22 protein-coding genes and 1 pseudogene are annotated in these 23,340 nt (G+C 71.5%); 11 read left to right on the top strand and 12 right to left on the bottom strand.

The genetic code is table 11. The features are described from left to right. Positions 1 to 108 precede the first annotated feature (108 nt). The 5 genes from afsQ1 to EV567_RS18485 all read left to right on the top strand — a co-directional run bounded on the left by afsQ1 (position 109) and on the right by EV567_RS18485 (position 4,017). Entirely contained in the window at positions 109 to 786 is a 678-nt protein-coding gene (gene afsQ1 / locus EV567_RS18505; RefSeq protein ID WP_207228799.1) for a two-component system response regulator AfsQ1, read from the top strand. Next, the gene (locus EV567_RS18500) at positions 783 to 2,399 is read left to right on the top strand and encodes a HAMP domain-containing sensor histidine kinase (protein WP_130441384.1); all 1,617 of its coding nucleotides are present in this window, start codon (positions 783 to 785) and stop codon (positions 2,397 to 2,399) included. The genes afsQ1 and EV567_RS18500 overlap by 4 nt, the downstream gene beginning before the upstream one ends. Further along, positions 2,396 to 3,016 (top strand): hypothetical protein, encoded by a 621-nt coding sequence (locus tag EV567_RS18495; RefSeq protein WP_130441382.1) that lies wholly within the window; start codon positions 2,396 to 2,398, stop codon positions 3,014 to 3,016. Before EV567_RS18500 ends, EV567_RS18495 begins: the two co-directional genes overlap by 4 nt. Positions 3,017 to 3,169: 153 nt before the next feature. Beyond that, complete coding sequence (locus tag EV567_RS18490; protein ID WP_130441380.1) at positions 3,170 to 3,721, top strand: VanZ family protein; 552 nt, start codon at positions 3,170 to 3,172, stop codon at positions 3,719 to 3,721. 95 nt (positions 3,722 to 3,816) lie between these two features. Beyond that, positions 3,817 to 4,017 (top strand): PspC domain-containing protein, encoded by a 201-nt coding sequence (locus EV567_RS18485; RefSeq protein ID WP_130441378.1) that lies wholly within the window; start codon positions 3,817 to 3,819, stop codon positions 4,015 to 4,017. Positions 4,018 to 4,108: 91 nt separating this feature from the next. On the opposite strand, the gene EV567_RS18480 is transcribed toward EV567_RS18485, so the two are convergent. Continuing rightward, complete coding sequence (locus EV567_RS18480) at positions 4,109 to 4,462, bottom strand: ATP-binding protein (protein ID WP_130441376.1); 354 nt, start codon at positions 4,460 to 4,462, stop codon at positions 4,109 to 4,111. 134 nt (positions 4,463 to 4,596) lie between these two features. After that, positions 4,597 to 5,760 carry an adenosine deaminase gene (locus EV567_RS18475; RefSeq protein ID WP_130441374.1) on the bottom strand — a complete coding sequence of 388 codons (1,164 nt, stop codon included), beginning with the start codon at positions 5,758 to 5,760 and terminating at the stop codon, positions 4,597 to 4,599. Positions 5,761 to 5,873: 113 nt separating this feature from the next. Between EV567_RS18475 and EV567_RS18470 the strand changes: the two genes are divergently transcribed. Then, on the top strand, positions 5,874 to 6,647 hold the full coding sequence (locus tag EV567_RS18470) for an alpha/beta hydrolase (protein ID WP_130441372.1): 774 nt from the start codon (positions 5,874 to 5,876) through the stop codon (positions 6,645 to 6,647). Positions 6,648 to 6,660: 13 nt separating this feature from the next. On the opposite strand, the gene EV567_RS18465 is transcribed toward EV567_RS18470, so the two are convergent. Further along, entirely contained in the window at positions 6,661 to 7,623 is a 963-nt protein-coding gene (locus EV567_RS18465; protein WP_130441370.1) for a LysR family transcriptional regulator, read from the bottom strand. A 63-nt stretch (positions 7,624 to 7,686) separates the two neighbouring features. On the opposite strand from EV567_RS18465, the gene EV567_RS18460 reads away from it, so the two are divergent. Continuing rightward, positions 7,687 to 8,991, top strand: coding sequence for an MFS transporter (locus tag EV567_RS18460; protein WP_130441368.1), 1,305 nt, complete (start codon positions 7,687 to 7,689; stop codon positions 8,989 to 8,991). A 155-nt stretch (positions 8,992 to 9,146) separates the two neighbouring features. Continuing rightward, positions 9,147 to 10,172, top strand: coding sequence for a sigma-70 family RNA polymerase sigma factor (locus EV567_RS18455; RefSeq protein ID WP_130441366.1), 1,026 nt, complete (start codon positions 9,147 to 9,149; stop codon positions 10,170 to 10,172). On the opposite strand, the gene EV567_RS18450 is transcribed toward EV567_RS18455, so the two are convergent. Next, on the bottom strand, positions 10,056 to 10,442 hold the full coding sequence (locus tag EV567_RS18450; RefSeq protein WP_130441364.1) for an STAS domain-containing protein: 387 nt from the start codon (positions 10,440 to 10,442) through the stop codon (positions 10,056 to 10,058). The genes EV567_RS18455 and EV567_RS18450 overlap by 117 nt on opposite strands. Before the next feature lie 87 nt (positions 10,443 to 10,529). On the opposite strand from EV567_RS18450, the gene EV567_RS18445 reads away from it, so the two are divergent. Together EV567_RS18445 and EV567_RS18440 are read left to right on the top strand one after the other, a co-directional pair. Next, positions 10,530 to 11,114, top strand: coding sequence for a TetR/AcrR family transcriptional regulator (locus EV567_RS18445; RefSeq protein ID WP_130441362.1), 585 nt, complete (start codon positions 10,530 to 10,532; stop codon positions 11,112 to 11,114). Positions 11,115 to 11,118: 4 nt separating this feature from the next. Further along, positions 11,119 to 12,303: a GDSL-type esterase/lipase family protein gene (locus tag EV567_RS18440; RefSeq protein ID WP_130441360.1), complete on the top strand. Its 1,185-nt coding sequence runs from the start codon at positions 11,119 to 11,121 to the stop codon at positions 12,301 to 12,303. 73 nt (positions 12,304 to 12,376) lie between these two features. Here EV567_RS18440 and EV567_RS18435 read toward each other — a convergent pair whose 3' ends face one another. The 8 genes from EV567_RS18435 to EV567_RS18400 form a co-directional block, all read right to left on the bottom strand. Then, a complete protein-coding gene (locus tag EV567_RS18435) occupies positions 12,377 to 13,654 on the bottom strand; it encodes a thymidine phosphorylase (RefSeq protein ID WP_207228798.1) in 1,278 nt (425 codons plus the stop codon). Between the two features lie 80 nt (positions 13,655 to 13,734). Then, positions 13,735 to 14,148: a cytidine deaminase gene (locus EV567_RS18430; protein ID WP_130441356.1), complete on the bottom strand. Its 414-nt coding sequence runs from the start codon at positions 14,146 to 14,148 to the stop codon at positions 13,735 to 13,737. Next, on the bottom strand, positions 14,145 to 15,407 hold the full coding sequence (locus EV567_RS18425; RefSeq protein ID WP_130441354.1) for an ABC transporter permease: 1,263 nt from the start codon (positions 15,405 to 15,407) through the stop codon (positions 14,145 to 14,147). The genes EV567_RS18430 and EV567_RS18425 overlap by 4 nt, the downstream gene beginning before the upstream one ends. After that, a complete protein-coding gene (locus EV567_RS18420) occupies positions 15,407 to 16,531 on the bottom strand; it encodes an ABC transporter permease (protein ID WP_130441352.1) in 1,125 nt (374 codons plus the stop codon). Before EV567_RS18420 ends, EV567_RS18425 begins: the two co-directional genes overlap by 1 nt. Beyond that, a complete protein-coding gene (locus EV567_RS18415; protein ID WP_130441350.1) occupies positions 16,528 to 18,198 on the bottom strand; it encodes an ABC transporter ATP-binding protein in 1,671 nt (556 codons plus the stop codon). The genes EV567_RS18420 and EV567_RS18415 overlap by 4 nt, the downstream gene beginning before the upstream one ends. Positions 18,199 to 18,464: 266 nt before the next feature. Beyond that, positions 18,465 to 19,517 carry a BMP family protein gene (locus tag EV567_RS18410; RefSeq protein WP_130441348.1) on the bottom strand — a complete coding sequence of 351 codons (1,053 nt, stop codon included), beginning with the start codon at positions 19,515 to 19,517 and terminating at the stop codon, positions 18,465 to 18,467. A 254-nt stretch (positions 19,518 to 19,771) separates the two neighbouring features. After that, positions 19,772 to 20,839, bottom strand: a complete 1,068-nt coding sequence (locus tag EV567_RS18405; protein WP_130441705.1) for a BMP family protein — start codon at positions 20,837 to 20,839, stop codon at positions 19,772 to 19,774. 351 nt (positions 20,840 to 21,190) lie between these two features. After that, positions 21,191 to 22,420, bottom strand: coding sequence for an amidohydrolase (locus EV567_RS18400; RefSeq protein ID WP_130441703.1), 1,230 nt, complete (start codon positions 22,418 to 22,420; stop codon positions 21,191 to 21,193). Between the two features lie 102 nt (positions 22,421 to 22,522). Here EV567_RS18400 and EV567_RS18395 point away from each other — a divergent pair. After that, a pseudogene (locus tag EV567_RS18395) lies at positions 22,523 to 23,332 on the top strand (methyltransferase domain-containing protein); the annotation flags it as partial. Positions 23,333 to 23,340 lie beyond the last annotated feature (8 nt).

The raw sequence follows: 23,340 nt of genomic DNA, 5'->3' as shown, positions 1-23,340 counted from the left end.
TCACAGGGGTCGCTCACGGCGACACCACAGATCGTTCACACGAGCCGGTGCCACAACCGTCGTGCCCCACAGGTCGAACGACGGGCCGCCATGGGCCAGAATGAGCCCGTGCCTTCCCTGTTGCTGATCGAGGACGACGACGCCATCCGTACGGCCCTGGAGCTCTCACTGACGCGCCAGGGACACCGGGTGGCGACCGCTGCGAGCGGTGAGGACGGTCTGAAGCTGCTGCGCGAGCAGCGGCCGGATCTGATCGTGCTGGACGTCATGCTGCCCGGCATCGACGGCTTCGAGGTGTGCCGCCGCATCCGGCGCACCGACCAGCTGCCGATCATCCTGCTGACCGCGCGCAGCGACGACATCGACGTGGTGGTCGGGCTGGAGTCCGGCGCCGACGACTACGTGGTCAAGCCCGTCCAGGGGCGGGTGCTCGACGCCCGGATCCGGGCCGTGCTGCGCCGCGGGGAGCGGGAGTCGAACGACTCGGCGGCCTTCGGCAGCCTCGTCATCGACCGCGCGGCGATGACGGTGACGAAGAACGGCGAGGACCTCCAGCTGACCCCCACCGAACTGCGGCTGCTCCTCGAACTGAGCCGGCGGCCCGGCCAGGCGCTGTCGAGGCAGCAGTTGCTGCGGCTGGTGTGGGAGCACGACTACCTCGGCGACTCCCGGCTGGTGGACGCCTGCGTCCAGCGGCTGCGCGCCAAGGTCGAGGACGTGCCGTCCTCCCCGACCCTGATCCGTACCGTGCGCGGAGTCGGCTACCGCCTGGACAACCCTCAGTGATCCGACGGCAAGGGGGGATCCGCGGCTGGTCCGCGGCGCGCAAGGGACACATCGCACGGTTGCGTTTCACGAGCCTGCGGCTGCGGCTCGTGGTGGTCTTCGGTCTGGTGGCGCTGACCGCCGCCGTGTCCGCGTCCGGCATCGCGTACTGGCTCAACCGCGAGGCGGTGCTGACGCGTACGCAGGGCGCGGTGCTGCGGGACTTCGAGCAGGAGATGCAGAACCGGGCGGGCGCGCTGCCCACCGATCCCTCGCGGGACGAACTGCAGCAGACGGCCGGGCAGATGGCCAACAGCAGCCAGCGTTTCAGCGTGCTGCTCGTCGCCGAGGACGCGGACGGCAGGGCGATGTACGGCAGCTCCGGGGGCCTGAACGGCTTCTCGCTGCAGGACGTGCCCGAGTCGCTGCGCGCCGCTGTGAACCGCGAGCAGGACACCGGCGCGGGCAACAAGTCGCCGTACCACCTGTACTGGCAGCGGGTCGTCGACCACGGGACGCCGTATCTGGTGGCGGGGACGAAGGTGCTCGGCGGGGGACCGACCGGATACATGCGCAAGTCCCTCGAACCGGAGGCCAAGGACCTCAACTCGCTGGCCTGGTCGCTGGGGATCGCCACCGGGCTGGCGCTGGTCGGCGCCGCGCTGCTGGCGCAGGCGGCCGCGACGACCGTGCTGAAGCCGGTGCACCGGCTGGGCGTCGCCGCGCGCCGGCTGGGCGAGGGCCAGCTGGACACCCGGCTGAGGGTCTCCGGGACGGACGAACTGGCCGATCTGTCGCGGACGTTCAACCGGACGGCGGAGGCGCTGGAGAAGCGGGTCGCCGACATGGCCGCCCGGGACGAGGCCTCGCGCCGCTTCGTGGCGGACATGAGCCATGAGCTGCGCACGCCGCTCACCGCGATCACCGCCGTCACGGAGGTGCTGGAGGAGGAGCTGGACGCCGAGTCCGGCGGCATCGACCCGATGATCGAGCCGGCGGTGCGGCTCGTGGTGTCCGAGACGCGACGGCTCAACGACCTGGTGGAGAACCTGATGGAGGTGACCCGCTTCGACGCCGGCACGGCACGGCTCGTGCTGGACGACGTGGACGTCGCCGACCAGATCACGCACTGCATCGACGCGCGGGCCTGGCTGGACGCGGTCGAACTGGACGCCGAGCGCGGCCTCCACGCGCGGATCGATCCCCGCCGCCTGGACGTGATCCTCGCCAACCTCATCGGCAACGCGCTCAAGCACGGCGGTTCGCCGGTGCGGGTGTCGGTGACGGCGGCGGACGACGAGATGGTCATCGCGGTGCGCGACCACGGCCCCGGCATCCCCGAGGACGTCCTGCCGCACGTGTTCGACCGGTTCTACAAGGCCAGCGCCTCCCGGCCGCGCTCCGAGGGCAGCGGTCTGGGGCTGTCCATCGCCCTGGAGAACGCCCATATCCACGGCGGCGGGATCACGGCCGCCAACTCCCCCGACGGGGGCGCGGTGTTCACGCTGCGGCTGCCGAGGGGCGTCTCGGAGCCGGCGGAGGAGCCGGACGGGGACGACGAGGACCGGCAGAAGGACGTGCGGGGCGACGCGCGCGCGGAGGCGCAGCGGGACATGCGGGGGGACGCAGGATGAACGTACGCGGGAACGCTCGCCGGCTGCTCGCCCTGCCGCTGCTCGCGGGGCTGTCGGGCGTGCTGCTCGCCGGCTGTGGGATCCGGGCGACCGAGGTGCCGACCGACTTCGGCCCCGCGCCCTCCAGGGTGCGCTGCTCCCTCACCGGGCCGGATGCGGCGGCGCAGAGCGCGCGGGGCGTGCCGGTGCGGGTGTTCCTGCTGTGCGGCTCTTCGCTGGTCGCGGTGGACCGGAGCCTGCCGGTGCCGGACGGCGCGGTGGACTCCGCGCGGCGCGTCCTGGTCGCCCAGGGCCTGCTGGACGAGCTGGCCGGGTCGCCGTCGGCGGCCGAGAAGGGGGCCGGCTACACGACGGACGTGAGCGGCGGCATAAGGGTGGCGGGGCCGCGCCCCGGGGATCCCGACGACGCGCTGCGGCTGAGCGTCTCCCCCGGCGACCTGACCTCGTACGCCCTCGCCCAACTGGTGTGCACGTTCTCCGACTCGGCGGCGGCCGAGGGGGACGGCTCGGTGGTGCTGGGCGGTCCGGGCGCCGAGCGGCCGCGCCGGTACGCGTGCACGGACGAGGTGCGTTCACGGCCGGGCGCCAGGAAGCCGCCGTCCACGGCGATCGCCTGAGGACCCTCAAGACTCTTCGCGCGTCCCCTAAGGGTCTGCCGTGATGCCCGGCGGGTGCGCGTCGGGGGCCGTCCCGGGCGGGCCGGGGAGTGACAGGGGGCACACCTGTCCCGGGCCGGAACCGATCGTGCCGGGGGGCGCGTCTAGGGGTTCGTGCAGCGTCAAGGCTCCATCGGCGGCAGCGCCGTGATCCGCATCCGTGCGACCGGGATCGTCCTCCTGGCCGCACATCTTCTGTTCGTCGCCTGGTGCACGCTGCGCCCGCTCGACGTCCCGTGGGTGATGCCCACCAACCTGCGTCCCTTCGCCGGGATCCGCGCCGATCTGCGGCTGGGCTGGCCGGAGGCGGCGCGTCGCATCGGCGAGGGCCTCGCGCTGTTCGCCCCGCTGGGCGTGCTGCTGCCGCTGGCCCACGGCCGGCTGCGGGTCTCCCCGGTCGCCTCCTTCGTCCGTACGGTCGCCGCCGGCGCCCTGATGTCGCTGGCCGTCGAGCTGTTGCAGACGGGGGTGCCCGGTCGCGTCGTGGACGTCGACTCGCTGCTGCTGAACACCACGGGTGTGGCGCTGGCGCACGTCGCGGTGGTGCCGGCGGCCCGTGGCCGGCTGCGGCGTCACAGTGAGCGCCTGAGGCGGCGGGCGGCCTGGGCGGACGAGGCGGCTCAGGGGCGGACCCCGACGATTCCCAGGGTCGGGATCGCCCCGTAGAGCGACGCTTCGTCCGGTTCGTCTCCTTAGCGTGGAAGGCAGTCGGGGCAGCCGCACAGGGCCGCCCCGGACCGACGCTCGCCAAGGAGCCGCAGATGTCCAGCCTCGCCCGCCCCACGAACGACCGCGTGATCGCCGGAGTGTGCGCCGCGCTGGCTCGCCGGTTCGGCACCTCCTCGACCACGATGCGCGTGCTGTTCCTGCTGTCCTGTCTGCTGCCGGGCCCGCAGTTCCTGCTCTACATCGCCCTGTGGATCTTCCTGCCCGCGGAGGGCAAGGGCCGGCCGGCCTGGTGAGGCCGCGGAATCCGTCGGCGACGCCGGTCGCCGGTACGCCGTCGGGGCGCGCCCGGGGTTCCGGGTGCGCCCCGACGACGGGTGAGTCCGGTCAGCCCAGGGGGATGCCGTTCACCGGGAGGCCGTGGGTCGGCAGACCCTGCACCGGCAGCCCGCCCAGGAGCCCCGCGACGGGCGCGGTGGGGCCCTGCGCGAGCACGTTCTCGGCGACCGGCTGCACGGCGGCCAGTCCCGCGCCGAGGGACGGCTGGGCCTGCTCCAGCGCCCCGTCGGCGCCCGGCAGCGCCTGGGCGACGTTCTCCGCCGGCAGCGTCCTGGTGACGCCGTCCAGCGCCTGGGCGGCGTCCGGGACGGCCGGGGCGGCGTTGGCGGCGCCCGCGCCGGCGGCGGCGAAGGCGGCGCCGAGGGCGGCGACGCCGAGGGTCTTGGCAGCAGACTGCTTCATGATGAATGCGTCCTCGAAGACAGGGGAACTGAGCGGTCCAAGACCGTAAACACGGAAAGGCGCCCACCGCAAACACCGAAATGCGGACGGACCGTGAAGGCCCGCCCGCATTCCGCGCCCCAAATTTTCGGGGTTCAGCTCTCCGAGGCCACGGAACCGCTGGTGGAAGCGGCCTGCTGGAACAGCCATTCGGACTTCAGCTCGGCATATCCGGGCTTGATCACGTCATTGATCATGGCCAGCCGTTCATCGAAAGGAATGAAAGCTGACTTCATAGCATTGACAGAGAACCATGCGAGGTCGTCGAGCGTATAACCGAATGCGTCGACAAGGTGCTCGAATTCCCGGCTCATGCTGGTACCGGACATCAGACGGTTGTCCGTGTTGACCGTGGCGCGGAAGTGGAGCCGGCGCAGCAGCCCGATCGGGTGCTCGGCGTAGGAGTCGGCGGCCCCGGTCTGGAGGTTGGAGCTGGGGCACAGTTCCAGCGGGATCCGCTTGTCGCGCACGTAGGAGGCGAGCCGGCCGAGCTTCACCGAGCCGTCGTCGGCGACCTCGATGTCGTCGATGATGCGCACCCCGTGCCCGAGCCGGTCGGCGCCGCACCACTGGAGGGCCTGCCAGATGGACGGCAGCCCGAAGGCCTCGCCGGCGTGGATGGTGAAGTGGTTGTTCTCGCGCTTGAGGTACTCGAAGGCGTCGAGGTGCCGGGTGGGCGGGTAGCCCGCCTCGGCGCCGGCGATGTCGAAGCCGACGACGCCCAGGTCCCGGTAGCGGTTGGCGAGTTCGGCGATCTCCAGGGCGCGGGCCGCGTGCCGCATCGCGGTGAGGAGGGCGCCGACGCGGATGCGGCGGCCGTTGTCGCGGGCGAGCCGTTCGCCCTGCCGAAAGCCCTCGTTGACGGCTTCGACGACCTGCTCCAGGCTCAGTCCGCCTTCGAGGTGCTGTTCGGGGGCGTAGCGCACCTCGGCGTAGACGACGCCGTCCTCGGCGAGGTCCTCGGCGCACTCGCGGGCGACCCGGACGAGCGCGTCCCGGGTCTGCATCACGCCGACGGTGTGCGAGAAGGTCTCCAGGTACCGTTCGAGGGAACCGGAGTCGGCGGCCTCACGGAACCAGACGCCGAGCTTGTCGGGATCGCTCTCGGGGAGACGGTCGTAGGCCGCCTCGCGGGCCAGGTCGACGACGGTGCCGGGGCGCAGCCCGCCGTCGAGGTGGTCGTGCAGCAGAACCTTGGGCGCGCGGCGGATCTGGTCCGAACTCGGTGCGGCGCCCCTCTGGATGCTCTGGCTCGTCATCTGTGAACTCTAACTCCTACGCGCGTAGACGGCGCGGTGCGCACTCCGGCCGATATGCAACGGTGACCGCGAGGACAGGTCGCGTACGCCCGCGCTTCTGACACTGTTCTGCCATGGGACAGCAAGCGACGCCGGTGCGAACGGCCGGGCTGGGGAAGGCGATCGGGCCGGAGCCGGAGGCGGTGAGCGGTGTGGTTCTGCTGCTCCCCGACGGGACGGAGGTCTCCGAGCGCGGACCCTCGGCGCTGTCCTGGGCGGCCCGGGCGACCTCGCCGGTCCGTGCCCTCGGCCGCAGGCTCGCCCGCGCGGGGCGGCGCGACGGGCTGGCCGTGCACCCGGTGCAGTACCGCTACCGCGGCTGGAACGGCAGCGAGGCCCGGCTCGTCGCCGACGCCTCGTGGGCCGCCGACGAGGCGGTACGACGCTACGGAGACGTCCCCGTGTGCCTGGCCGGCGTCGGGATGGGCGGGCGGGCCGCCCTGCACGCGGGCGGGCACGACGCCGTCAACTCGGTGCTGGCGATCGCTCCTTGGCTGCCGGAAGAAGACGTGGCGGCCGCGCCCGAACCGGTGAAGCAGCTGGTGGGCCGGCGGGTGCTGATCGTGCACGGCACGCACGACGAACGCACCGACCCCGAGCTGTCGTTCCGGCTGGCGGCCCGGGCGAAGAAGGTGAACCGGGAGGTGTGCCGGTTCGAAGTCCACGCCGACGGGCACCGGTTGCACCAGTACCGGAGCGAAGTGCTGTCCCTGGGTGAGGACTTCGTGATGGGGGTGCTGTTCGGGCGGGGCTTCTCCCGGCCGGTCGAGGACGCGATGCTCGCTCCGCCGCCGCTGGGGTTGCGGATGCCGTTGGCCGCGGGGTTCGGCAAGTCGCTGCGACGGTAGCGGGCTCGCCTCGTCAGGGCAGCAGATGCCCCCTTCTCGACAGCAGGAACTTCTTGAAGGCGGCCACCGGGGGTGTGTCCGGGTGGCCGTCCAGCCAGGCGACGCCGATCTCCCGGACCGCCCTCGGCGCCGTGACCGTCAGTTCCACCACGCCGGGCCGGGGGACGGCCGGGGGCGGGAGGAGGGCGACGCCCAGGCCCGCCGCCACCAGACCCCTCAGGGTTTCCGCCTCCTCGCCCTCGAAGGCGACCTTCGGGCGGAAGCCGGCCTCCGAGCAGAGGGCGTCGGTGATGCGGCGCAGACCGTAGCCGGGTTCCAGCGTCACGAAGCTCTCGTCGGCGGCCTCCGCGAGGCGGACGCGCCGGCGGGCGGCGAGGCGGTGGTCGGCGGGGACGACCAGGCGGAGCTTCTGCTCGTCCAGCCGGCGGGCGACCAGGTCGGGGGCGTCGGGGATCGGCGAGGTCAGACAGAGGTCGAGTTCGCCGGCCCGCAGGCCTTCGAGCATCGCCTCGCCGTAGTTCTGGACGAGGCTGAAGCGGACGCGGGGGTGGTCCGCGCGGAAGGCGTGGATCAGGGCGGGGACGGTCTCGGCGCCCATGGTGTGCAGGAAGCCGAAGGCGACCTTGCCGGTCGCGGCGTCGGCGTCCGCCCGCACCTCGTCGGCGGCCCGCTCGATCTCGGCGAGGGCCCGTTCGACGGAGGTGAGGAAGGTGCGGCCGGCGGGGGTGAGGGAGACCGTGCGGCCGTGGCGGGCGAACAGGTCGACGCCGAGGTCCTGTTCCAGGCGGGCCATGGCCCGGGACAGGGTGGACTGCGGGACCTGCATCTCGTGCGCCGCCCGGGTGACGTGCTCGGTGCGCGCTACGCCCGCGAAGTACGCGAGCCGCGGGGCGAGGAGCGTGACGATGTCGTCATTCATGTCTGTTGTGTCACTGTACGGTGACAGGCGGCTCTGTGACCTCTTCTGATGCACCATGGGAACGATTATGGGGATTCCGTGCATTGGACGGATGAGCGGGGTCGTCCGTAGTTTCGAGGCATGTCTCCCGCCAGTACCGGGGCGTCCACCGCTGTGGGCGCCGTCGCGACCGTTCCCTCCTCCGCCTCCGCCGTCCCCGGTGTGTCCCGGGCGGATTCCGACTCCCGTATGGCCCCGGGCGGCCCCGGCTACCGCCGGATGAGCTTCGCCCTCTTCCTCGCCGGTGTGGCGACCTTCGCCCTGCTGTACTCCACGCAGGCGCTGCTGCCGTTGATCTCCGGCGAGTTCGGGGTCGCGGCGAGCGAGGCGAGCTGGACGGTGGCGGCGGCGACCGGCGGTCTGGCGCTGTTCGTCCTGCCGATGAGCGCCCTGTCGGAGCGCTACGGCCGCCGCGCGGTGATGACGGCCTCGCTGGCCGTCGCCGTGGGCGTCGCACTGCTGGTGCCCTTCGCCCCCTCGCTGGGCTGGCTGGTCGTGCTGCGGGGCGTGCAGGGCGCGGCCCTGGCCGGACTGCCCGCCTCGGCCACCGCCTACCTCGCGGAGGAGGTCCGACCGCGCGCTCTGGTCACCGCGATCGGCCTGTTCGTCGCGGGCAACAGCGTCGGCGGGATGAGCGGCCGGGTCATCACCGGCTGGGTCGCCCAGGAGTGGGGCTGGCGGGTCGCCGTCGGCGCGATCGGCGTGCTCGCGGTGGCCTGCGCCGTCGCCTTCCGGCTGCTGCTGCCGACGCCGCGGCACTTCACCCCGGGCTCGCTGCGCCCGCGCGTCCTGGCCCGTACGGTCCGCGACCACCTGTCGAACCCGCTGCTGTGCCGGCTGTACGCGATCGGCGCGCTGTTCATGACCGTCTTCGGCGGCGTGTACACGGTCATCGGCTACCGCCTCACCGAGGCGCCGTTCTCGCTGCCGCAGGGCATCGTCGGCTCGATCTTCCTGGTGTACCTGGTGGGAACGGTGTCGGCGTCGACGGCGGGTCGACTGGTCGGCACGCTCGGCCGGCGCGGGGCGCTGTACCTGGCGGGCGGCACCACGGCGACGGGCCTGCTGTTCTCCCTGGCGGACACGCTGCCTCTGGTGCTGCTGGGCCTGGTCCTGATCACGGCGGGCTTCTTCGCGGGCCACGCGGTGGCCTCCTCGGCGGTCAGCAAGACGGCGACGACGGGCCGCGCCCAGGCCTCGGCGCTCTACCAGTCGGCGTACTACATCGGCTCCAGCGCGGGCAGCACGGTCGGCGCGATCGCCTTCCACGCGGGCGGCTGGGCCGGCACGGTCGGCGTGGGCGTCCTCGCGGTGCTCGGCGTCGTGACGATCACCGTGTTCGGCACCCGGGCGGCCCGCCGTCAGACGCTGCTCGCCGCCGGCTGACAGACCCGTCGGGCACCACCACCGACTTCTGACGAACGGCCCCCCACCTGCGGTTTCCGCTGCTCGGGGGGCCGTTGTCAGTGGCGTGCGATAGCTTCCGGAGTACTGGGCGCACTGGCGCGTGACAGACGGGCCACAGGGGTGGGTGGACGACGATGAGTGACGGTACGGCGGGCACGGCGACGGCCGACGATCTCGACGCGAGGCTGGAGAAGCACCGGGTCGAGCTGACCGGCTACTGCTACCGGATGCTCGGTTCCTCCTTCGAGGCCGAGGACGCGGTGCAGGACACCCTGGTGCGGGCATGGCGGAGCTACGACAGGTTCGAGGGCCGCTCCAGCCTGCGGTCGTGGCTGTACCGGATCGCGACGAACGTGTGCCTCGACATGCTCTCGGCCGGCAACAAGCGGGCCCGCCCGATGGACCTCACCGAGTCCACGCCGCTCGCCCAGGCGGCCCTGTCGCCCAGCCCCGACAACACCTGGCTGGAGCCGATGCCCGACGGGCGGGTGCTGCCGGCGGTGCAGGACCCGGCGGAGGCGGCCGTGGCCAAGGAGTCGGTGCGGCTGGCGTTCATGGCGGCGTTGCAGCAACTGCCGCCCAAGCAGCGGGCGGTGCTGATCCTGCGCGAGGTGCTGGCGTGGCGGGCGAGCGAGGTCGCCGAGCTGCTCGGCACGTCGGTGGCCTCGGTGAACAGCGCCCTGCAGCGGGCCCGCGCGACGCTCGCAGAGCGGGCGGACTCCGGCGCGGACGCGGCGGTCTCCGACCCTCTGGACGAGGGGCAGCGCGAACTCCTGGAGCGCTACGTGGCCGCGTTCGAGGGGTACGACATGACGGCGCTGACGGCCCTGCTGCACGAGGACGCCGTGATGTCGATGCCGCCGTTCGACCTGTGGCTGACCGGTCACGACGACATCGCGGGCTTCATGACGACGTTCGGCGCGGCCTGCGCGGGCTCACGGCTGCTGCCCGTCGAGGTCAACGGCCTGCCGGGGTTCGCGCAGTACAAGCCCGACCCCGAGGCGGGCGGGTTCGCGCCGTGGGCGATCCAGGTGCTGGAGATCTCAGAAGGCCGCCTCACCGGGTTCCACTTCTTCCTCGACACCGAGCGCTGGTTCCCCCTCTTCGGTCTCCCCCTCCACCTCGAAGCGGAGCCCGACCAGGTCCAGCAGGGCGCGTAGCGAGGGATCGGGGTCGCGCAGCCGGACGCCCCCGCCGGCCCGGCGGGCGGCCAGTTGCAGCCGGGCCAGCAGGTCCACGGTCTGCAGCCCCGGCGGTCCGAGGCGTGTGACGTCGCAGACGACGGCACGGGCACCGGTGCGTTCCAGCAGTCTGCCCACGTCGTCGCAGAGTTCGGGCACCCGGGCGCGGGGTATGGGTCCGGGCAGGGTGAGTACGGGCGGTGTCGTCGCGTCCACGTGCGGTAGACCGGGCGTGGGCTCGTAACTCATCGTCAGTTCGCTCCTAAGAGGTGCCGAGTCTCCGGCAGGGAGCATCTTGTTTGCCTAACACCTTTAGGCAATTGCATAATCGGCCTCATGGTGCGTGCAGGTCTCACCCCGGAACGCCTCGCCCGAGCCGGCGCGGAACTGGCCGACGAGGTCGGCTTCGACCAGGTGACCGTCTCGGCGCTGGCCAGGCGCTTCGACGTCAAGGTCGCGAGCCTCTACTCGCATGTGCGCAACTCCCAGGACCTCCGCACGCGGATCGCCCTGGTCGCCCTTGAGGAGCTGGCCGACCGGGGTGCGGCCGCGCTGGCCGGGCGGGCCGGCAAGGACGCGCTGGCCGCCCTGGGAGGCGTGTACCGCGACTACGCCCGCGAACACCCCGGCCGGTGGGCCGCCGCCCAGCTCCGGCTCGACGCGGCCACGGCCGCCGCGAGCGCCGGCGTCCGGCACGCCGGGATGACCCGGGCGATCCTGCGCGGCTACGACCTGGCCGAGCCGGACCAGACCCATGCCGTGCGGCTGCTGGGCAGCGTCTTCAACGGGTACGTGGGCCTGGAGCTGGGCGGCGGCTTCGATCACAGCGCCCCCGACAGTCAGGAGAGCTGGAACCGGATCGTGGACGCCCTCGACGCGCTGCTGCGGAACTGGCCTGCGTCTTCCGAACGACAAGGATGAGGTCATGCCCACCGACGACCGCTCCAGCGACCGCTGGACCACCACGCCCGTCACCGCCGCGCTGCTGCGCGGCGCCCTGGACGTCGAGCGGACCGAGCACGGCGTGCTGCCGCACCGGCTGCCCGCCCGGGCCCGCGCCCAGTGCGCCGACGAGCAGCTCGCCATGGCCGAGTCCCAGCCGTCGGGCGTGCGGCTGGCGTTCCGCACCCGGGCCACTGTCGTCGAGCTCGACGCGCTGCCCACCAAGCGTCTCTACATCGGCGCGCCGCCCCGTCCCGACGGCGTCTACGAGCTGCTCGTCGACGGTCGTCCCGCCGGCCGGGGCAGCATCTCCGGCGGCAACACGGTGACCATGGACATGCGGGACGGAAGCGTCGAGCGCCGGGCCGGCCGGCCCGGGACCGTCCGCTTCTCCGGTCTGCCCGAGGGCGGCAAGGACGTCGAGATCTGGCTGCCGCACAACGAGACCACCGAGCTCGTCGCCCTGCGGACGGACGCGGCGGTCGAGCCGGCGCGCCCGTCCGGGCGGAGGGTGTGGCTGCATCACGGCAGTTCGATCAGCCACGGTTCCGACGGGGCGGGGCCCACCGGTATCTGGCCCGCGGTCGCCGCGTCGATCGGCGGGGTGGAGCTGGTCAATCTCGGGTTGGGCGGGAGCGCGCTGCTCGATCCGTTCACCGCGCGGGCGATACGGGACGCGGAGGCCGATCTGATCAGCCTCAAGATCGGGATCAATCTGGTCAACATGGACCTGATGCGGCTGCGGGCGTTCGGGCCCGCGGTGCACGGGTTCCTCGACACCGTGCGGGAGGGGCATCCGCGGACGCCGCTGCTGGTCGTGTCTCCGATTCTGTGCCCGATGCACGAGGAGACGCCCGGGCCCACCGCGCCGGACTTCGGCGGGCTGGGGGAAGGGCGGTTGACGTTCGTGCCGATGGGAGAGGCGGCGGAGGTGGCGGGGGGCAAGTTGACGTTGCGGGTGATTCGGGAGGAGTTGGCGCGGATCGTTTCCGAGCGGGCGGGGGAGGATCCGTTGCTGTGGTATCTCGACGGGCGCGAGCTGTACGGGGAGCGGGATTCCGAGGAGCTGTCGTTGCCAGATCAGCTGCATCCTGATGCCGCCACGCATCGGCGGATCGGGGAGCGGTTCGGCGCGCTGGTCTTCGGGGAGGGGGGCGTGTTCGCCTGACGGCGATTCTCGCCCCCGCCGCCCCTGCCCTCCCCCACCGTTCCCGGGGGCTGCCGCCCCCGGACGGGCTGGTTCAGGCGATGCGCTCCAACACCACCGGGGTCGCCTCGTGTCGCGTTCCCGGGGTGGCGATGTCGTAGGAGCCCTCGATCGACTGGAGTGCGTAGTCGAAGCGTTCCGGGGTGTCCGTGTGAAGAGTGAGGAGGGGCTGGCCCTCGGTCACGGTGTCGCCGGGCTTGGCGTGGAGTTCCACGCCGGCGCCCGCCTGCACCGGGTCCTCCTTGCGGGCGCGGCCCGCGCCGAGGCGCCAGGCGGCGACGCCGATGTCGTAGGCGTCCAGGCGGGTGAGGACACCGGAGGAGGGGGCCTTGATCACGTGCTGCTCGCGGGCCACCGGCAGCTTCGCGTCGGGGTCGCCGCCCTGGGCCGCGATCATGCGACGCCAGACGTCCATCGCCGAGCCGTCGGCCAGGGCCTTCGCCGGGTCGGCGTCCTTCACGCCGGCCGCGTCGAGCATCTCGCGGGCCAGGGCGACGGTGAGTTCCACGACGTCGGAGGGGCCGCCGCCGGCGAGGACCTCGACGGACTCGCGGACCTCCAGGGCGTTGCCGGCGGTGAGACCGAGCGGGGTGGACATGTCCGTGAGGAGGGCGACGGTCTTCACGCCGTGGTCGGTGCCGAGGCCCACCATCGTGGAGGCGAGTTCGCGGGCGTCCTCGATCGTCTTCATGAAGGCGCCGGTGCCGACCTTGACGTCCAGGACCAGCGAGCCGGTGCCCTCGGCGATCTTCTTGGACATGATCGAGGAGGCGATCAGCGGGATCGCCTCGACGGTGCCGGTGACGTCCCGCAGGGCGTAGAGCTTCTTGTCGGCGGGGGCGAGGCCGTCGCCGGCCGCGCAGATCACCGCGCCCGTGCCGTCCAGGACCGACAGCATCTCCTCGTTGGAGAGCAGCGCGCGCCAGCCGGGGATCGACTCCAGCTTGTCGAGGGTGCCGCCGGTGTGGCCGAGGCCCCGGCCGGAGAGCTGGGGGACCGCCGCCCCGCAGGCCGCGACGAGGGGGGCGAGGGGAAGCGTGATCTTGTCGCCGACGCCGCCCGTCGAGTGCTTGTCGGCGGTCGGGCGGGACAGGGACGAGAAGTCCATGCGCTCGCCCGAGGCGATCATCGCGGCCGTCCAGCGGGCGATCTCACGGCGGTTCATGCCGTTGAGGAGGATCGCCATGGCGAGCGACGACATCTGCTCGTCGGCGACCTCGCCGCGGGTGTACGCGTCGATGACCCAGTCGATCTGCTCGTCGCTGAGCTCACCGCGGTCCCGCTTGGTGCGGATGACGGAGATGGCGTCCATGGCCATGGCGTTCCTTTCGGGAAATCAGAACCGTGCGGCCCCTGTGCTCGAGGCGAGCGGGCTCAGGGGCCGCACGGGGGTTACTCGGTGTGGCCCGGCTGCCTGAGGTGGTCGGGGCCGAAGGCCTGCGGGAGCATGTCGGCCAGCGGGAGGATGCCGGCCGGGGTCTCCAGCAGCAGCTCCGGACCGCCGAACTCGAACAGCAGCTGGCGGCAGCGGCCGCACGGGACGAGGATCTCGCCCCGCCCGTCCACGCAGGTGAAGTGGGTGAGCCGGCCGCCGCCGGTCCGCTGCAGCTCGGAGACGAGCCCGCACTCGGCGCACAGGCCGAGCCCGTAGGAGGCGTTCTCCACGTTGCAGCCGGTGACGGTGCGGCCGTCGTCGACGAGGGCCGCGACCCCGACCGGGTAGCCGGAGTAGGGGGCGTACGCGTGGCTCATGGCCTCCCGGGCCAGCTCCCGCAGCGCGTCCCAGTCGACGGCGGCCGGGGTCACTTGCCCTGTCCCTTCCGGTACGGCAGACCGTCCGCCTTGGGCATGCGCAGGCGTTGGGCGGACAGCGACAGCACCAGCAGGGTGACGATGTACGGGGCGGCGGAGACGACCTGGCGCGGGACCTCGTCCACGCTGACGTACCAGACGAACATCAGGGCCGAGACCAGCAGGGTGCTCAGCGCGCTGACGTACTTCTTCTGCCAGGCCAGGTAGGCCGCGCCGATCACCAGCAGGATGGCCAGCAGCAGGATCAGCGCGTGCACGTTGGTCGTGCCGCCGCGCAGGTTGAGGCTGTCGGTGTAGCCGAACAGGCCCGCGCCGAGGGCGAGGCCGCCCGGCATCCAGTTGCCGAAGATCATCGCGGCGAGGCCGATGTAGCCGCGGCCCGCGGTCTGGCCGTCCAGGTAGACGTTCGAGGCCACGATGGACAGGAACGCGCCGCCGAGGCCGGCGAAACCGCCGGAGATGATCACGGCGATGTACTTGTACTTGTAGACGTTGACGCCGAGGGACTCGGCGGCGACCGGGTTCTCGCCGCAGGAGCGCAGACGCAGGCCGAAGGCGGTGCGCCACAGCACCCACCAGGTGGCCGGGACGAGCGCGACGGCGACGACGGTGAGCGGCGACAGGTTGGTGACCAGACCGCCGATCAGACCGGCGAGGTCGGAGACCAGGAACCAGTGCTTGCCGTTCAGCGTCTGCAGCCAGTCCGAGAGCCCCGGGATGTCGAAGGTGCCGAGCGAGTCGATCGGCGGGGACTGCTTGGAGGAGCCCTGCGGGGCCTCCTCGAAGGTGAACTTCGACAGGTAGCGGGTGGTGCCGAGGGCCAGGATGTTCAGCGCCACACCGGAGACGATGTGGTTGACGTTGAAGGTGACGGTGGCGACGGCGTGCAGCACGGCGCCGAGCGCGCCGCCGATGATGCCGAAGGCCACGCCGGTCCACGGGCCCCACTGGTAGCCGGCCCAGGCGCCGAACCAGGTGCCGAGGATCATCATGCCCTCGAGGCCGATGTTGACGACGCCCGCGCGCTCGGCCCACAGGCCGCCGAGGCCGGCCAGGCCGATCGGGACGGCCAGCCGCAGCGCGGTGGACATCTGCCCGGTCGAGGTGATGCCGTCCGCGCCGCTGATCAGGCGGACGATCGAGGTGAGGACCAGCACGCCCGCGATGACCAGCAGGAGTACCGGGAGAGACATGCGGCGGCCGCCCTTGCCGGGCTTCTTCGCCTGCGGCTCGGCGATGGTCGCGGTGGACATCAGGCCGCCACCTCCTTCTTGGCGTTGTTGTTGGCGGCCTGGGCGGCGAGCTCGGCGCCGACCCGCTTCTGCTGGCGGCGCAGACCCCACTGGCGGACGAACTCGTAGGAGATGACGACCGCGAAGACGATGAGGCCCTGCATGATCGTGGCGATCTCCTTCTCGTACGCGACCGGGGTGGCGTAGTCGAGAGCGGGAGAGGTCTTCTCCAGGAAGGCCCACAGCAGCGCGGCGAGCGCGATGCCGCCGGGGTTGTTGCGGCCGAGGAGGGCGATGCCGATGGCGGTGAAGCCGAGGCCGGTCGGGAAGCTCAGGCTGTAGGTGTGGGCGTCGCCGAGGAGCAGCGGCAGGCCGGACAGGCCGGCGACCGCGCCGGAGATCAGCATGGCGGTGAGGACCATGCGCTTGGCGTTGACGCCGGAGGCCGCGGCGGCGGTCTCCGACTCGCCGGTGGCGCGCAGGTCGAAGCCGAAGCGGGTGCGGTTGAGCACCACCCAGTAGCCGATGCCGAGCGCCGCGGCGAGGAAGACCAGGCCGTAGATCTCGCCGACGTCCGCGCCGAGGTTGATGCCGGGGACCCAGCCGGACTCCTTCATCTCACCCGTGGTGACGTTGTCGCCGACCAGGACGCCGAAGTTCTCGCGGAGGGTGAGGTAGCCGATGACGCTGGTGGCGATCGCGTTCAGCATGATCGTCGCGACGACCTCGCTGACGCCGCGGGTGACCTTCAGGACACCCGCGATGCCCGCCCAGAACGCGCCGGTGAGCGAGCCGACCAGCAGCAGCAGCGGGATCTGGAGGAAGGACGGCAGCGCCACGTGCGCGCCGACCACCGCGACCATCATGGCGGCGAGGCGGTACTGGCCGTCGACACCGATGTTGAACAGGTTCATGCGGAAGCCGAGGGCGACCGCGAGGGCGGCGATGTAGTACAGCGACGCCTGGTTGAGGATCAGGACCTGGACGTCGGAGAACGGGATCTGCTCCAGCATCAGCCCGTACGGCTCGAACGGGTTCTTGCCGGAGGCGATCAGCACGACCGAGGTCAGCAGGATCGCCGCGACGAGCGCCATGACCGGGCCGGCCACCGCGAGGAGCAGGCGCTCCTTGTCGAACTTCTTCATCGGGCCTCGTCCTCCGGGCCGGCAGCTTCGTCGTCTGCCATGGGCGTCTCAACGTGTTCCAGATGACCGGACGCGGCGCCCGTCATGGCCGAGCCCAGCTCCTCGGGGGTGATGGTGGCGGGATCGGCGTCGGCGACCAGCCTGCCGTCGTAGATCACCCGCAGGGTGTCCGACAGGCCGATCAGCTCGTCCAGGTCGGCGGAGATCAGCAGCACGGCCAGGCCCTCGCGGCGGGCCTCGCGGATGCGGTCCCAGATCTGGGCCTGCGCGCCGACGTCCACACCACGGGTGGGGTGGGCGGCGATCAGGAACTTGGGGTTGTGGCTCATCTCACGGCCGACGATCAGCTTCTGCTGGTTGCCGCCGGAGAGGGAGGCGGCGGTGACGTCGATGCCGGGGGTGCGGACGTCGTACTCCTCGACGATCCGGCGGGTGTCGGCCTGGGCGCCCTTGGGGTTCAGCCAGAAGCCCTTGGCGTTGGGGGCCTCGGTGACATGGCCGAGGATGCGGTTCTCCCAGAGGGGGGCCTCCAGAAGCAGGCCCTGGCGGTGGCGGTCCTCGGGGATGTAGCCGACGCCGGACTCGCGGCGCTTGCGGGTCGGCCAGGGGGTGATGTCCTCGCCGAGGAAGCGGATGACGCCGGAGTGGGCGTGCTTGGTGCCGATCAGCGCGTCGATCAGCTCGGTCTGGCCGTTGCCCTCGACACCGGCGATGCCCATGACCTCGCCGGCGTGGATGGTGAAGGTGACGTCGTCGAGGACCTTCTTGACCTCGCCGCCCTCCGGGGCGAGGGTCGTGCCGCCGCTGGGCTCCGCCTCGATGCCGAGGGAGGTGCCGCCGCTGGCGTAGACGGTGAGGGCGCTGACCTCGATGACGGGCTTGTCGGTGACCGTGGACTCCGCGGTCTCCGGCGTGGGCAGCTCGCTGCCGACCATCATCTCGGCGAGCTGGCGCGGGGTCGTCTCGGCGGGGACGGCCGTGCCGACGGTGGTGCCGCGCCGGATGACGGTGATGTCGTCGGCGACGGACAGCACCTCGCCCAGCTTGTGGGAGATGAAGATGACGGAGAGGCCCTCGGACTTCAGTTCGCGCAGGTTGTCGAAGAGCGCGTCGACCTCCTGCGGGACGAGGACGGCGGTCGGCTCGTCGAGGATGAGGGTGCGGGCGCCGCGGAAGAGGACCTTGAGGATCTCCACGCGCTGCCGTTCGGCGACGCCGAGGTCCTCGACCAGAGCGTCGGGGCGCACCCCGAGGCCGTAGCGGTCGGAGATCTCCTTGATCTTCTTGCGGGCGCCGCCGCCGATTCCGTACAGCTTCTCGCTGCCGAGGACGACGTTCTCCAGGACGGTCAGGTTGTCCGCGAGCATGAAGTGCTGGTGGACCATGCCGATGCCGCGGGCGATGGCGTCGGCGGGGCTGGAGAAGCTCACCTGGTCGCCGTCGATCTCGATGGTGCCCTCGTCCGGCTTCTGCATGCCGTAGAGGATCTTCATCAGGGTCGACTTGCCGGCGCCGTTCTCGCCGACCAGGGCGTGCACGGTGCCCTTGCGGACGGTCAGGTGGATGTCGTGGTTGGCGACGACACCGGGGAATCGCTTGGTGATGCCCGCGAGCTCTACCGCGACTGTCGACCGGGCGGTGAGCGGAGGGCTGCTGGACGCGTCGATGGCGCACTCTCCTCGGGAAAGGGGCCACTCTACGCGCGTAGCGCCCCTGCTTTAAATAGTGCTCGGACTTGACCGGCTTGATCAACTTGATCGACTTCTACGATCGAGTCCCGATCCGTTCCGAGCATTCTGCCGCGCGAACGGGGCGCGGGCCGAGCCTTCGTCCCGTGCCCCGTCGCGTGGGCGTAACGCTGTCATCACAGCGCCCGTTCGGCCATGTCCTGGACCGGCCTATGAGAGACCTTCAGCAGGCCTCGACACTGCGGTCAGGAGGTCTTCACCTTGATCGTGCCGGCCTTGATCGCCTCGGCGGCCTTGTTGACCGCGTCCTGGATCTCCTTGTTCGACGCGAAGGCCGGGTTGGAGGCCGACAGGCTCACGCCGCCGTTGGAGAGGCTGCCGCGGATGACGCCGGTCTGCGGCTTGCCGTCCTTGACGGACTTGGCCAGCTCGTAGACCGCGCCCTCGACGTTCTTCATGGCCGAGGTCAGGATCGAGGCCTTGTACGCCTTCAGCGCGTCCTGCTTGTACTGGTCGGAGTCGACGCCGATCGCCCAGACCTTGGCGGCCGCGGCGGCCTTGATGACGCCCTGGCCGGACAGACCGGCGGCGGCGTAGACCACGTCGGCCTTCGCGTCGATCTGGCCCTCGGCGGCGCTCTCACCCTTGTCGGGGCTGGAGAAGCCGCCCTCGGCGGGGGTCTCGGTCAGGTACTGCTCCTTGACCGTGACGCCCTTCTTGGTGTCCTGGACGCCCTGCTTGAAGCCGGCGCCGAACTTGTGGATCAGCGGGATGTCGACACCGCCGATGAAGCCGACCACGTTGGTCTTGGTGGCCTTGGCGGCGGCGACACCGGCCAGGTAGGAGGCCTGCTCCTCGTGGAAGACCAGGTCGGCGACGTTCGCGGCCTTGATGGTCTCGTCGTCGACTATGCCGAAGGTGGTCTTCGGGAACTTGGCGGAGACCTCCTTGACGGCCGGCGCGTAGGCGAAGCCGACGCCGATCACCGGGTTGTAGCCCTGCTTGGCGAGGCTCTCCAGGCGCTGCACCTTGTCGGCCTCGGACTCGCCGTCCTGCGGCTCCACGGCGGAGGACTTGTAACCGAACTCCGTGTTGGCCTTCTCCATGCCCGCGGTGGCGGCATCATTGAAGGACTGGTCGCCCTTGCCGCCGATGTCGTACGCGAGCGCGAGGCCCAGGTTCTTGTCTTCGCCGGCAGAGGAGGACGACGACTTGGACGAGCTTCCGCAAGCGGAAACGGTGACGGCGAGGGCAGCGGTCGCAACACCCGCAACCGCGATACGGGACACCCGGCGCATGGAACGTGACTCCTTTGTGCAAGCGCCCAAACCAGGCGCTGGTTCCGCCGCAGCGTAACGCGCGTAGACCTGGCGGAAAAAGGCTTCTGTCCGGTCCGTTATCGAGCTGTGGCCGCAGTCGGTTCGAGCGCTACGGACAGCACAGCGCCCCTCGCGCAAGGCGAGGGGCGCTGTGGTCTGCGGGGATGCCGGTGCGGGTTCGGCTTCGGTTCGGGGACGGGCGGGCCGCGGCCGTTCCCGGGTGTGCCGAAGCGTTACTTCGTGTCGACCTTGACCTTGCCGTCGACGATGTCCTTCTTGGCCTTGTCGACCGCGGCGACCACGTCGGTCAGGGCCTTGTACTTGGGGTTGGTGTCGGCGAAGCCCACGCCGTCGTTGGAGAGGCTGCCGCGGACCACGCCGGACAGGGGCTTGCCCTCGTACACCGACTTGGCGAGGTCGTAGACCGCGCCGCCGACGTTCTTCAGGGCCGAGCCGAGGATGTGGTCCTTGTAGGCGGCCAGCGAGCTCTGGTTGTACTGGTCGGAGTCGACGCCGATGGCCCACACCTTCTTGGCGGCGGCCTCGGAGATCACGCCCTGACCGGAGAGACCGGCCGCGTGGTAGATGACGTCGGCGCCGGCCTCGATCTGGCCGCTCGCGCCCGCCTTGCCCTTGTCGGGGCTGGAGAAGCCGCCCTCCTGGGGGGTCTCCGTCAGGTACTGCGACTCGATCTTGATGTTGGGGTTGACCGACTTGGCGCCCTGGACGTAACCGGCCTCGAACTTGTGGATCAGCGGGATGTCCACGCCGCCGATGAAGCCGATGTGGGCCTTTTTGGTCGCCTTGGCGGCGGCGACGCCGGCGAGGTAGGAGGCCTGCTCCTCGTGGAAGACCAGGTCGGCGACGTTCTTGGCCTGCACGGTCTCGTCGTCGATGATCCCGAAGGTGGTGTTCGGGAACTTCGCGGAGACCTCCTTGACGGCCGGCGCGTAGATGTAGCCGACGCCGATGACCGGGTTGTAGCCCTCCTTGGCCAGCTGGGTCAGACGCTGGACCTTGTCCGCCTCGGACTCGCCGTCCTGGGGCTCGACGTCCCGGCCGCCGATGCCGAACTCCTTGTCGGCCTTCTGGAAGCCGGCGAAGGCGGCGTCGTTGAACGACTGGTCGCCCTTGCCGCCGATGTCGTACGCGAGGCCGACGCCCTTGCCCGAGTACTTGCCGGACGACTGCTTGTCACCGTCGCTCTTCGCGCCGGTGCTGGACTCGCCGCAGCCGGAGGCCGCGAGTGCGACGACCGCGACGGCCACCGCGGCCTGGGAGATTCTGGTCTTCCGAGAGATCGAACGCACAGCAAGCACCCTTCATCCCCACGGCGCCGCCGAACGGCCCGCGTGTCCCCATGTGGCGCCTCCGGCGCGGCTCCCCCAACTGTCCGATCCGGCTGGCGATTTCGGCGCACAGTAACGCGCGTAGAAGGCGAGCGGAACGGGATTCCCACCGGCCGTTACCGATTCGTGCCGCCACCGCGCCCCAGGCGGCCCCGCCCGGTTACACCCACATGACCCCACCGAACAAAGCCCGCCATTCCGGACACTCCACGGCACCGACCACTGCGGCAGAGGGGCGGTGGGGGGCTGCTCCCGGGCAGGCCGCCCGGGTGTCCGCCGCCCAGACTGTCCGCTCGCGTCAGATCACGCTGTTCGGGTTTTCGCGTCCAGGAGAGCTGCCGCTGTGAAGAGTTCCACTCCTACCTTGATCGCGGACTCGTCGGCGTCGAAGTCGCCCTGGTGGAGGTCCCGGACGGTGCGCTCGCCGGGGTGGCGGACTCCGAGGCGGGCCATGGCGCCGGGGACGCGCTCCAGGTACCAGGAGAAGTCCTCGCCGCCGAGGCTCTGCTCGGTGCTCTCCACGGTGCCCTCGCCATGGCGGGCGATCATCGCGTCGTTGAGCAGGGTGGCGACGTCGGCGTCGTTGACGACCGGCGGGACGCCTCGGACGTAGTTGATCTCCGACTTGGCGCGGTGCAGGTTGGCGACCTCGTCGATCGCGGCGACCACCAGGTCGGGGGCCTGCCGCCAGGCGTCGATGTCGAGGCAGCGCACGGTGCCGGAGAGCTCGGCGTGCTGCGGGATGACGTTCGGCGCGTGACCGCAGTCGATCCGGCCCCAGGTCACCGCGAGGCCGGCGCGGGTGTCGACGCGGCGGCCGACGAGCGCGGGCACGTCGGTGACGACGCGGGCGGCGGCGGTGACGAGGTCGGTGGTCAGGTGCGGGCGGGCGGTGTGTCCGCCGGGGCCTTCGAGGGCGATCTCCAGGCGGTCGCAGGCGGAGGTGATGGGGCCCGCGCGCAGCCCGATCAGCCCCGCGTCCACGCGCGGGTCGCAGTGCACGGCGATGATCCGGCCGACGCCCTCCAGCACGCCGTCCTGGATGGCGTCGGCGGCGCCGCCGGGCAGCACCTCCTCGGCGGGCTGGAACACCAGCCGCACCGGGCGCGGCAGCAGGCCCTGCCTGTGCAGGTCGGCGAGGACGAGGCCGGCGCCGAGGACGACGGTGGTGTGCACGTCGTGGCCGCAGGCGTGGGCGCGGTCGGGCACCGTCGAGCGGTAGGAGCACTCGGTCTTGGTGTCCGGGATGGGCAGCGCGTCGATGTCGGCGCGCATGGCGAGGACCGGCGTGCCGTCGCTCGCGTCGCCGATGTCACACACGAGGCCGGTCCCCGCGGCGAGGACGCGCGGCTTGAGGCCGGCCCGCTCCAGGCGCTCCTTGATGGCGGCGGTCGTGCGGAACTCCTGGTTGCCGAGCTCTGGGTGCATGTGCATGTCGCGGCGGAAGGCGACGAGCTCTGCGCGCAGGACCTCCGGCAGGACGCCGGGGAGCAGCGCGTCCCCTGAAGGATCGGCCTCGGACTCTCGGGACATCAGTTGCTTCACCCTCTGAAGGGTAGGACGCCGGGGCGGTCGACTGACCCACGATCAACAAAAATTCAGCCCGTAGAGGCAGAAAAGCCGGTCGCACGGCGCATGGCTGTCTTTCGGGATGGGTACACTCGGCCGACTTCGCCCGAGTGGATCATGAATCCTGATCCATCCCGTTTTTTGCTCTCTCACTTCCACGCATACCACGCCCCGAGCGGATCACGCCGGGCCTGTCCACGTACCGGAACGTCCGAGGGCGCCGATCCGGGCCCGAGGGCGCCGATTCCGGGCCCGCGCGCCCGGGACCAGCGGGCGGATCCGCCGGTTCGGCCTCCCGGCGGGGGCCGCGTCGGTAGAGTCCGGCCCGTGAGCGCACCGAACACACGCTCCTGTCCGGTGATCGCGGAGCCCGGTTTCGTGCGGGACGCACGGACCTCGTACGACGCGATCGCCGAGGAGTACGCCCGGCAGATCCCCGACTGGCTGGAGCGCCGGCCCCTGGACCGGGCGCTGCTGTGCGCCTTCGCGGAGCTGGTCAGATCCAGGGGGCGCGAGCCGGTCGCGGACGTGGGCAGCGGGCCGGGGCACGTCACGGCGCGGCTCGCCCGGCTCGGCGTCCCGGTGTTCGGCGTCGACGTCTCACCGAGGATGACGGCGCTGGCCCGGCGGACCCATCCCGGGGTGCGGTTCCACGTGGGGTCGATGGAGTCCCTGGACCTGCCCGACGGGACGCTGGGCGGAGTGCTCGCCCTGTTCTCGCTCATCCATGTGCCGGACGCCCATCTGCCGGGCGTGCTCGCGGAGTTCCGGCGGGTCCTCGCCCCGGGCGGTTACGTCCTGCTGTGCTTCCAGACCGGCGGCGGGGAGGAGCAGCGGCTCACCGAGCGGTTCGGGCGGGAGGTCGCCCTCTCGTACCACTGGCG

The sequence above is a fragment of the Streptomyces sp. BK239 genome, from assembly GCF_004217285.1.
Taxonomy (GTDB): Bacteria; Actinomycetota; Actinomycetes; order Streptomycetales; family Streptomycetaceae; genus Streptomyces.
This window is presented reverse-complemented; position numbering and strand designations above follow the sequence as displayed.

Coding starts and splice junctions, on each gene's coding strand:
- EV567_RS18495 (WP_130441382.1), top strand. CDS start 2,396: ATGAACGTACGCGGGAACGCTCGCCGGCTGCTCGCCCTGCCGCTGCTC.
- EV567_RS18485 (WP_130441378.1), top strand. CDS start 3,817: ATGTCCAGCCTCGCCCGCCCCACGAACGACCGCGTGATCGCCGGAGTG.
- EV567_RS18480 (WP_130441376.1), bottom strand. CDS start 4,462: ATGAAGCAGTCTGCTGCCAAGACCCTCGGCGTCGCCGCCCTCGGCGCC.
- EV567_RS18475 (WP_130441374.1), bottom strand. CDS start 5,760: ATGACGAGCCAGAGCATCCAGAGGGGCGCCGCACCGAGTTCGGACCAG.
- EV567_RS18470 (WP_130441372.1), top strand. CDS start 5,874: ATGGGACAGCAAGCGACGCCGGTGCGAACGGCCGGGCTGGGGAAGGCG.
- EV567_RS18465 (WP_130441370.1), bottom strand. CDS start 7,623: ATGGTGCATCAGAAGAGGTCACAGAGCCGCCTGTCACCGTACAGTGAC.
- EV567_RS18460 (WP_130441368.1), top strand. CDS start 7,687: ATGTCTCCCGCCAGTACCGGGGCGTCCACCGCTGTGGGCGCCGTCGCG.
- EV567_RS18455 (WP_130441366.1), top strand. CDS start 9,147: ATGAGTGACGGTACGGCGGGCACGGCGACGGCCGACGATCTCGACGCG.
- EV567_RS18450 (WP_130441364.1), bottom strand. CDS start 10,442: ATGAGTTACGAGCCCACGCCCGGTCTACCGCACGTGGACGCGACGACA.
- EV567_RS18445 (WP_130441362.1), top strand. CDS start 10,530: ATGGTGCGTGCAGGTCTCACCCCGGAACGCCTCGCCCGAGCCGGCGCG.
- EV567_RS18440 (WP_130441360.1), top strand. CDS start 11,119: ATGCCCACCGACGACCGCTCCAGCGACCGCTGGACCACCACGCCCGTC.
- EV567_RS18435 (WP_207228798.1), bottom strand. CDS start 13,654: ATGGACGCCATCTCCGTCATCCGCACCAAGCGGGACCGCGGTGAGCTC.
- EV567_RS18425 (WP_130441354.1), bottom strand. CDS start 15,407: ATGTCCACCGCGACCATCGCCGAGCCGCAGGCGAAGAAGCCCGGCAAG.
- EV567_RS18420 (WP_130441352.1), bottom strand. CDS start 16,531: ATGAAGAAGTTCGACAAGGAGCGCCTGCTCCTCGCGGTGGCCGGCCCG.
- EV567_RS18410 (WP_130441348.1), bottom strand. CDS start 19,517: ATGCGCCGGGTGTCCCGTATCGCGGTTGCGGGTGTTGCGACCGCTGCC.
- EV567_RS18400 (WP_130441703.1), bottom strand. CDS start 22,420: ATGTCCCGAGAGTCCGAGGCCGATCCTTCAGGGGACGCGCTGCTCCCC.